Here is a 7,875-nt window from a genome sequence, read left to right on the forward strand (position 1 = left end):
GCCGACTTCCCTTCGGCATGGTGTTACGGGGATTTTTCTTAAGGTGAATAAAGATGACCGATAAAAATATACTTTTTATTGAAGGGTCAGATTCTCCCGGATCAATGAAGGATGTCATCGCTTCCGCTGTTGCTGCTGAAGAGATCGCTGGCTCCGGGTTGTGTATTAGCAATGAGGTAGTCCCGGAGGTTACAAGCCTTGCTGTGGGGGAGACTGAAGATAAGCCAACCAAGCCTCGAATCTCTAAACCCCAATCCGATGTTATCTCCAAGAGTTGTAATGAATAGCGCCGGATCATACTGCATATATGCCATGTTGTCATTCCCGCTAACTGGTAGGTTATGCGGCACCTCAGGAAGCATTTCAGCTCTGAGAAGTGACAGTTCGTATATTAAGGTCGAAAGTTCGTTCGCTGATAATTTTTCATTGATTGATAAGTTTATAAATTTCTTATCACCACTCAGTTTCATGGTTTCTCCTTTGTTGTTAATAGCTTGTTGGAACTTACTATTTTATCAGCATAGGAGAAACTGCCAATTTAATGATTTTTTGGCTGGTAAAAAATGGGAGATATCAATGTGCGACTCTCAAAAGGATGATCCGGGTGCCGCTCGTCACGCGGATGAGCCATTATCTCAAGGCTGTACCCTAACTCAACCGCAGCATGGTACTGGGCTATTAAGTGTGTGTCCGACATTAAAACAGCGGAAAGAGTGGGTACAGAAACTGAAAAAACCCTTATTAGATGGTAACTATGTTCCATCAACGCAGCACTTGCGAGTGCTCGAGCTTCATCTTGTGATTTAGCAGAAACAAAAATGATTGCATCTACAATGTCAATATCATCTGCGTTAATTGCCGTTTTTGCGGCTACCGCTTCAGCATGCACAAGGTATATCTCTTCCATGGTTTTTCCTTTGTTATTAAATGCTTTAGTGGAATTTTATATTCTATCAGCATTACAGAAAACGACCACAATATATTCCATATGCATGGCTACTCATGACGAGTTATCCGTGTTTTATTCTTGGATGGCCAAATGAATGAGCTGGCTCTTTTCGCAGGCGCTGGTGGGGGAATACTTGCGGGACAATTGCTCGGATTTAGAGCAGTCTGTGCAGTTGAGCGTGATGCCTACGCAGCACAAGTTTTGGCGCAAAGACAAAACGATGGAATGCTCAAACCTTTCCCAATTTGGTCTGACGTGTGCAGTTTTGATGGAAGACCATGGAAAGGAATTGTTGACGTGGTATCTGGAGGGTTTCCGTGCCAAGACATCAGCGTTGCTGGAAAAGGGGCGGGCATCGATGGTGAAAAATCTGGATTGTGGAAACACATGGCACGCATTATCGATGAAGTTCGACCGCGATTCGTGTTCCTGGAGAATTCACCACTCCTTGTTTCCAGAGGACTTGTCAGAATCCTTGGTGACCTTGCCGGCATGGGGTTTGATGCGCAATGGGGAATTATGGGAGCGGTTGACGCCGGCCTATATCACAACCGGAAGCGTTTATGGCTTGTTGCCTACGCCAACAGCGACGGATCACAAGGGATCAACACCTTATCAAGTAAACCGCAGACACAAAATCGGGAACGGTCTGACATTGCGCGAGTGGTTAGCGAAATACAGCAAGGCAGAAAAGACTGTATACCCGAATCCTGGATTCTTGGAGGAAGCAATGGCGTGGCCTATAGGGTGGACAGAACTATCGCCATTGGGAATGGACAAGTTCCAGCTGTGGCGGCAATGGCATGGAATGCCTTATTAGGATTTCAGTAAGAGGATAAGGAGCCAGTCAGATGAGCGTAAAAGTCATGTCGTTGGTCTGGGATAACTTCAATAGAGGTGGAAGTGAAAAGCTGGCAATGCTGGCTCTTGCTGACTGGTGTAACGATCAAGGCGGCAGTCTGCACCCTTCAATATCTGGCATAGCAAAGAAGATAAATACCAGCGAATCTCAGGCCAGAAGAATTATTCACAAGTTTATTGATGAGGGTTATTTAACCGTAGTCGCTAATCATGATGGTGGAAATCCGGGTCAATCGCGTCATTACAAATTAAACATCAAAAAGCTTTCGGAAGGTAGCGCTGATGCGACCCCTAGCATAGATGCTACCCCTAGCACTGATGCTACCCCTAGCACTGATGCTACCCCTAGCATAGATGCTACCCCTAGCACTGATGCTACCCCTAGCATAGATGCTACCCCTAGCATGGATGCTACCCGTAAATCCTCAAAACCCAGCATTCATGCGGTACACGCCCCTACGGAAGAAAGTCTACCCCTAGCGCCCATGCTACCCCTTGCATCGGTGCGACCCCTAGCACCCATGACACCCGAACCACCATATATATTTAATAAAGAAATAAAAGAAAAAATAAATAAAAAAGAAAAGAAAGAAAAATTCGCCATAGACAGACCGGATGACATACCTGAGCAAATTTGGAATGACTATCTAATTTTACGAAAACAATTAAAAGCACCTGTCACAGATACTGGTCTGAATGCTCTGAGAAAGGAGGCAGCCAAAGCAAAAATTAGAATTGCTGATGTTCTAGAAATCTGCTGCCAAAACGGCTGGAGAAGCTTTAAAGCTGAATGGATTCAAAGACAGCAATACCCACCTGCTACAAAACCTTCAAATAAAAAATTCGACGCATTTGACGCAATTAACGGAGGTGACGGATATGGAAACAAACTCGAACCAGAAGGCAAGATTATCGATATCGAAGGAAATGTGGTTGACGAAGAGCCTAGTGTTCAAAGGCTTATCACCCATGGACCATCTTTTTAATAAGCTCGATACCTTTTACCCGGGTAAATGGAGAGATCAGTTTAGATCACATGACGAGCTTGTGAATTGGAAGGAGTCATGGGCAGAAGAATTTGAGAACGAGCAAATAACTTTTGATGAAATAAAGGTTGCGATTGAATACTGCAAAAAAAAATATATCGAATGGCCGCCGACTTTTCCTCAATTCCTGAAAGCATGCCGACCTTCACTCGACTATGAAACTGCCTTTTATGAAGCAGTCAGTCAAATGCAACTGCGTGGCGAAGGTCGCGATGAATGGTCAGATGCAGCCATTTTCCACGCTGCAGCAAGGATCGGCATGGACATGAACAATCCTTACGCTTACATCAAAACTCGCTGGAAAACAGAGCTTGATAAAGCGATTTATGACGTGTCGGTTGGCAACTTACCATCTGTGATCGAGAAACGCGATAACCCATCTGGTTATCTGGCCGCGCCAAAACGCGATCAAGGCAATTACACGTCATCATCATTGCAGTCACTAGCAAGCATCAAAGAGATCCTGGACAGAATCCCTGCCTGGAAAATGAAAAAAAATAATCCTGGAGAACAAGAAGGAGCAACAGCATGAACCACTTCGCATACGGCATCGTAGACAAAAACAATCATCCTTACCTTGGAAATGGGTCTGTTCTAATCGAGCGTGAAGACCTAGACAGATCGGTTGAGTTTATGAACAGCTCGCCAAATCTTTTTGATGTTGCTGATAGGGTGCCTCTCAGAGTCGTGCCTTTGTACTTTCCTCCTGAGGGCAAATGGGCTGTCACAGGAAATGAAAGCAACCAGGCTAAAAACTTCATATATTTCCCTCCAGCAAGAAGCCAGGGTGAGGATTCTTTAAGTGAATAGAAGCAGTCATCTGAGGCTGGTTAAGAGCACGGATCAGGCAGAGAGAAGTAGTGAGCCGGTGGAAAAAGTAGTCAAGGTTAGTGAAATAGAAATAAGGGGCGATGCCTTCACAGCATCAGGCATCGCAAGGTATAAAAAACAACAAAAAGATAAGGGATTGTATGCAGATTAGTTTTTTAGTTCCTGGCAATCCAGTGGCAAAGGGTAGGCCAAAAACCAGAATCAGGAAGCAAGTTGGCGGTAAAAGTTACGCGCAAGTCTACACGCCAGAAGCGACGGCAAACTATGAAAATCTAGTCAAGGTTAAAGCCGAGGAAGCAATGCGAGGGTGCGGCTTGATTGAAGATGCTGTGAGTGTGGATATTCAGCTATTCGTCATGGTACCCGCCAGCTGGAGCCAGAAGAAACAGCGGGAAGCATTGGGGCATCGTGTACTTCCTACCAGCAAGCCGGACACGGACAACTGCATAAAAACGCTATTCGATGCCATGAATGAAGTCGTGTGGCGTGATGACAAGCAGGTAGTGAATATTAGCCTTTCGAAACGGTACTCAACTAATCCGTGCGCATTGGTGACAGTCAGCACGAATATTCCAGAGATAAAAGCAATTGAAACAATTGACAGGATTTTAAGTTCTCCTGGCTGTGGCTATAACTCTGAACATGATCAATTGGAGCTGCAGGCATGTCGGTGATCCGCATTCGGCAACAGGTTGAAATGTTAACTATGAAATTGGATTAGACAGCATGATTGAAGTAAAAGCTGATTTCTCTCAATTGCTCGAAAAGATGACGACGCTTCAAATGAAGCAGATTCCATTCGCCATGTCGCTGGCAATCAATCGCACAGCAAAGAAAATCAAGGAAGCTCAGGAGCGAGAGATCAAGGATGTGTTTGATAGACCGACGCCATATATTCAAAACTCGGTATTCCTGAAGCCATCAACTAAAAATGATCTCACCGCGATAGTGGGCATCAAGGATCAGTCAGTCAAGGCTGTGCCGCCAAGCAAAATATTATCTGCCGAGATTGTGGGCGGTGAACGCAGGCTTAAAAGATATGAGAAGGCATTGAGAGCTGTTGGAGCATTGCCGCCTGGATATGTCGCTACACCTGGTAAGGGCGCTACGTTTGATGCATACGGCAATATCTCAAAAGGACAGATTGAGAAGATACTCGCATATTTCAAGGCGTTTCCAGAAGCAGGCTACAAAGCCAATTCAACCGCTGAATCCATGGCAAGGCTAAGGCGTGGCACGAGAAATAGAGTGGGCATCTCTTATTTTGTTGGGCGCCCAGCAAACGGAAGGCTTCCTCTAGGTATATACCAAAGAAGTCATGCATCAGCCAGGTTTTCTGGTCCGGTTATGCCGCTAAGACCAATACTGATATTTATTCCAACAGCACTGTACGAGGCGACATTGGATTTTAGATTTGTAGCAGAGAACATAATCAAGAAGGAGTTTGACAGTGAATTCAACAAAGCGCTGGTTGAAGCGATGAGGACAGCAAAATGATCGCGGGTCCTTCCTGGAGTGGGGCGTGTGGGGGTAATTCGAGCCCCATTCAAATTCTAGCCATCCAAAATTAAAAACGTTAGTCAGTGAGCGAATCGACAAAAAAAGGCAGAAGAGCTGGTGTCAGGGAAACAGCGAGGATTCTTGGCTGGCACATGCGCACGATTCAGTACCACGAACAGCAGGGGCGATATAAGCGTGGCCCAGACGGAAAATTTGACGTCGAAGAGGTTGAGAGGCAAATAAAAAAGTACTCGCACTCTGGATACAATCCGGATGCACATAAAGAGAGCGGGCCGGGCAGAGATAGTGAAAATAAGAGTGACGTTATCACCAGTGATATCAGTTTTGACGAAGCTCGCAGACTCAAGGAAATCTGGGACGGAAAGATATCACAACTCAAATATGAGGAGCAAAACGGAACGCTTATAAAAAAAGAAGAGGTGAGGAAAATTGTTTTCGGAATTTTTCGCGGGCTTCGTGATGGTTTAACCGCATTGTCACGAGATGTTTCAGTTCATGTGGCTGCAGAAGATGACCCGGTCAAGTGCGAGAGAATAATCCTTGATGAAATTACTGGCGCAATCGATAGGTACATAAATGAATTTAACCGCGGAATCTGATTTCATTATATCGATAATTTCTGATGCATTAAAGCCCGATCCATCTTTGCCGTTGGATGAATGGGCTGATGAATACATGATGATCCCCAGATCGACTGGAGCAGCCGAGCATGGGAAATATCGTATTAGCCGTACTCCGCATGCAAGATTAGTAATGCAGTGTTTGTCAGATCGTCATCCAGCAAGGCGGATTATAGTAAAAGCTGCATCACAAATGCTCAAAACCCAAATAGCTCTTAACTGGTTTTGCTACATCGTTCATCAGCATCCGTCAAATATTATTTGGGTTATGCCTACCGGGAAACTTCATAAACGTATAGTTTCCAGAATCGACAAAAACATAGCTGCTATTGATGTTGTTCGAATACGAGTGGCTGACCCTAAAAGCAGGAAAGCGACTAACACACAGGATATCAAGGAGTTCCTGGGAGGATCGCTGTTTGTCGCTACTGCTGGAAGCGCCGCAAACCTGGCGGAAGTCCCGGCCAGGTATTTTTCCTACGATGAAATAGATCGATCTGAGAGTTCTGTAGATGGCGAGGGCGATCCAGTAAAACTAGGTGAAAGCAGACAAACATCCTTCGGTAATCGAGCTAAATCCTACTATTACTCAAGCCCAAGCATTGAAGATGAAAGCCGCATTGATAAGCTATATAAGGAAGGTACGCAGCGAGTAGCGCTTGCGGAATGCGTTCATTGCAGCCATGCGCAGGAGCTTGTATTTGAAAGACTGGTAATGACGGATGAGGGTATAGCCATGTATCCGTGCGAGTCTTGCGGTGGCATGCATCGAGAAGCAGACAAAATAAAAATGTTCAAGCGCGGCTTATGGTCCGAAGCAAAACAGCAATCTGAAAATGAAAGCTTTGAAATTAGCGCCATGTACCAGCCTTACGGCTGGTACAGCTGGACTGATTTGTGCAAACAGTATGAGGAGGCTCAAGCTGAACTAGATAAAGGCAATGAAGAGCAAATGATCGTGTTCTACAACACGCGTCTTGCTCGTTGCTGGAAACGCACCACTGATATAGCGACATACGAGGCTTTAAAACACCGGGCAGAGGGTTACAAGTTGCGCATTGCACCCAGCGGGGTCTTTCTGATTACCGCTGGCGTGGATACTCAGGATAACCGTTTAGCGGTACAGATTGTTGGCTGGGGACCAAATCTCAGAGCATGGGTAATTGATTACGTAGAGATTCCAGGCGATCCGGCTAATGAAGAAGTATGGGGCAAACTGACATCACTGCTCAACACGAAGATACAGCATGCAAGCGGTCACGAATTACCTATCGTAGCGACGGCCATTGATACCGGCGGGCACAGAGGTGAAGCGGTAAAGAACTTTGTTAGAGCAAGACGTATTGCTTGCCCCATTGCCATCTTTGGCGCAACCAAGATAAACGCTCAGCCATTGAGCAAAGGTAGCATGCAGGATGTAACCTGGAAAGGGCGCCTGGATAAGAAGGGCGTGATGGTGCATAGCGTTGGCACAATCGAGATCAAACACGTTTTATTTGCCCGCCTGAAAAACGATGCTGCAGACAAAGAGCTGGAAGACAGGTTCATCCATTTCAGCGAAGATCTCCCAGATGATTACTTTGCCGGCATCGTTTCAGAGACATACGACAGGCAGAAGAAGCGCTATGTCAAAAAGCCTGGGGTAAGGAATGAGCCGCTGGACACGCTCGTTTATGCCTACGCTGCATTGCATCATCAGACCATAAGAGCGCATCGCTTCACTGATAAAGACTGGCAATCCCTTGCATACGTGCTTAACAACGCCGGGCAAACCAGTGCAGTTGCGCAGCAACAGCGCAACACCAGGCCTAAAGAGGATATCGAGAGAGAAAGAGGCAGATCATTTTCCGGCAGGCTTAAAGGAAGATTTTCTGGAAGGAGAGGCAGTGGACGTAATTGACAGGATGACTGAATTGATTATTCAAAATGGCATAGAGAAAGAAAAGGCTGACGAGATCGCATCGACCATCCGGTTTGAGTATGGGGGAGAGCTGGTCTATTTTCCCAAAAGGTCAGAAACGGTTAGGGAGACAATTTTTAAAGAATT

At 45.7% G+C, this 7,875-nt stretch carries 11 protein-coding genes; 9 read left to right on the forward strand and 2 right to left on the reverse strand.

Features of this window, described 5'->3' with window-relative positions; translation table 11 throughout:
- Positions 1–101: 101 nt before the first annotated feature.
- Complete coding sequence (locus tag BM283_RS12030) at positions 102–470, reverse strand: hypothetical protein (RefSeq protein WP_090693430.1); 369 nt, start codon at positions 468–470, stop codon at positions 102–104.
- A gap of 68 nt (positions 471–538) precedes the next feature.
- Positions 539–907, reverse strand: a complete 369-nt coding sequence (locus BM283_RS12035) for a hypothetical protein (RefSeq protein WP_090693432.1) — start codon at positions 905–907, stop codon at positions 539–541.
- Positions 908–1,039: 132 nt separating this feature from the next.
- On the opposite strand from BM283_RS12035, the gene BM283_RS12040 reads away from it, so the two are divergent.
- The 9 genes from BM283_RS12040 (at position 1,040) to BM283_RS12080 (ending at position 7,728) form a co-directional block, all read left to right on the forward strand.
- The gene (locus BM283_RS12040) at positions 1,040–1,780 is read left to right on the forward strand and encodes a DNA cytosine methyltransferase (protein ID WP_090693434.1); all 741 of its coding nucleotides are present in this window, start codon (positions 1,040–1,042) and stop codon (positions 1,778–1,780) included.
- Positions 1,781–1,800: 20 nt separating this feature from the next.
- Positions 1,801–2,796, forward strand: a complete 996-nt coding sequence (locus BM283_RS12045) for a helix-turn-helix domain-containing protein (protein ID WP_090693436.1) — start codon at positions 1,801–1,803, stop codon at positions 2,794–2,796.
- Positions 2,780–3,388 (forward strand): replication protein P, encoded by a 609-nt coding sequence (locus BM283_RS12050; RefSeq protein WP_090693438.1) that lies wholly within the window; start codon positions 2,780–2,782, stop codon positions 3,386–3,388. The genes BM283_RS12045 and BM283_RS12050 overlap by 17 nt, the downstream gene beginning before the upstream one ends.
- Complete coding sequence (locus BM283_RS12055; protein ID WP_090693440.1) at positions 3,385–3,666, forward strand: hypothetical protein; 282 nt, start codon at positions 3,385–3,387, stop codon at positions 3,664–3,666. The genes BM283_RS12050 and BM283_RS12055 overlap by 4 nt, the downstream gene beginning before the upstream one ends.
- On the forward strand, positions 3,659–3,838 hold the full coding sequence (locus BM283_RS12060; RefSeq protein WP_090693442.1) for a hypothetical protein: 180 nt from the start codon (positions 3,659–3,661) through the stop codon (positions 3,836–3,838). The genes BM283_RS12055 and BM283_RS12060 overlap by 8 nt, the downstream gene beginning before the upstream one ends.
- Positions 3,828–4,361, forward strand: coding sequence for a RusA family crossover junction endodeoxyribonuclease (locus BM283_RS12065; RefSeq protein WP_090693444.1), 534 nt, complete (start codon positions 3,828–3,830; stop codon positions 4,359–4,361). The genes BM283_RS12060 and BM283_RS12065 overlap by 11 nt, the downstream gene beginning before the upstream one ends.
- Before the next feature lie 52 nt (positions 4,362–4,413).
- Entirely contained in the window at positions 4,414–5,184 is a 771-nt protein-coding gene (locus BM283_RS12070) for a hypothetical protein (RefSeq protein WP_090693446.1), read from the forward strand.
- 86 nt (positions 5,185–5,270) lie between these two features.
- A complete protein-coding gene (locus tag BM283_RS12075; RefSeq protein ID WP_090693448.1) occupies positions 5,271–5,807 on the forward strand; it encodes a hypothetical protein in 537 nt (178 codons plus the stop codon).
- Entirely contained in the window at positions 5,785–7,728 is a 1,944-nt protein-coding gene (locus tag BM283_RS12080; protein ID WP_090693451.1) for a phage terminase large subunit family protein, read from the forward strand. The genes BM283_RS12075 and BM283_RS12080 overlap by 23 nt, the downstream gene beginning before the upstream one ends.
- Positions 7,729–7,875 lie beyond the last annotated feature (147 nt).

The organism is Nitrosomonas sp. Nm34 (assembly GCF_900113925.1).
Lineage (GTDB): Bacteria > Pseudomonadota > Gammaproteobacteria > Burkholderiales > Nitrosomonadaceae > Nitrosomonas.

Excerpts from the sequence above, each read along its gene's own strand:
- BM283_RS12030 (WP_090693430.1), bottom strand. The coding sequence starts at position 470 with ATGAAACTGAGTGGTGATAAGAAATTTATAAACTTATCAATCAATGAA.
- BM283_RS12035 (WP_090693432.1), bottom strand. The coding sequence starts at position 907 with ATGGAAGAGATATACCTTGTGCATGCTGAAGCGGTAGCCGCAAAAACG.
- BM283_RS12040 (WP_090693434.1), top strand. The coding sequence starts at position 1,040 with ATGAATGAGCTGGCTCTTTTCGCAGGCGCTGGTGGGGGAATACTTGCG.
- BM283_RS12045 (WP_090693436.1), top strand. The coding sequence starts at position 1,801 with ATGAGCGTAAAAGTCATGTCGTTGGTCTGGGATAACTTCAATAGAGGT.
- BM283_RS12050 (WP_090693438.1), top strand. The coding sequence starts at position 2,780 with ATGGACCATCTTTTTAATAAGCTCGATACCTTTTACCCGGGTAAATGG.
- BM283_RS12055 (WP_090693440.1), top strand. The coding sequence starts at position 3,385 with ATGAACCACTTCGCATACGGCATCGTAGACAAAAACAATCATCCTTAC.
- BM283_RS12065 (WP_090693444.1), top strand. The coding sequence starts at position 3,828 with ATGCAGATTAGTTTTTTAGTTCCTGGCAATCCAGTGGCAAAGGGTAGG.
- BM283_RS12070 (WP_090693446.1), top strand. The coding sequence starts at position 4,414 with ATGATTGAAGTAAAAGCTGATTTCTCTCAATTGCTCGAAAAGATGACG.
- BM283_RS12080 (WP_090693451.1), top strand. The coding sequence starts at position 5,785 with ATGAATTTAACCGCGGAATCTGATTTCATTATATCGATAATTTCTGAT.